This window comes from Vibrio sp. 2134-1 (assembly GCF_033339495.1).
The window spans coordinates 1-534 of record NZ_JAWOUS010000885.1; the positions used below are offsets into that span (position 1 = coordinate 1).

General features: G+C 44.8%; 1 protein-coding gene and 1 pseudogene. Both read right to left on the reverse strand.

Annotated features, from left to right (window positions below):
- A pseudogene (locus R7R78_RS29070) lies at window positions 1–196 on the reverse strand (TIGR01620 family protein); the annotation flags it as partial.
- On the reverse strand, window positions 193–534 hold a 342-nt coding region (locus R7R78_RS29075; RefSeq protein ID WP_225474959.1), incomplete at its 5' end, for a YcjX family protein. The pseudogene R7R78_RS29070 and the gene R7R78_RS29075, both read right to left, overlap by 4 nt.

Below are 534 nucleotides of genomic sequence, written 5' to 3' on the forward strand. Positions count from 1 at the left end.
TGCCCGGCATAGGGCGAATCACGTGTTCAAGTTGCAGTTCTTGTTCGGTTTCAATTCGCTCTTCTTCTATCTTTCCTGGTACAAAAGTTTCTTTTTCACTGAATGTCTTTTGCGCCGTTAACTCTGGTGAATCCGATTGCTGCTCTTTCTCTAGTGCTTTGTCAGAGAAAATTTGTTTCTGCTTCAATTCACTCATTTCAATTTGTCTCCTAGCAGATAATCCAGTGCTTTATCTAGACGTATGTGTTTCATCGGTTCATCACTTGCTGACGGCATAGGACGGAAGGAAGTAAAGTCGAAACCACTGTTTTGCCAATAGGCAGCATTGGGTAGCTTCTTCGGCACCTCTCCTGGGAACATCGTCATTGCCTCACCGTTTAAGGTCGTCCCTTGTAACGCAGAAATGGTTTTGTCGCCTGAGGTAATAAACCCTGAAGTGGTCGCTTGGATGGAAGCAATGCTCATACAACTCATTTCAATGTTCTCATAAGCAGCGGTTTGCCATGCTGGGTGCACCATTTGTTGCAGTAGAGA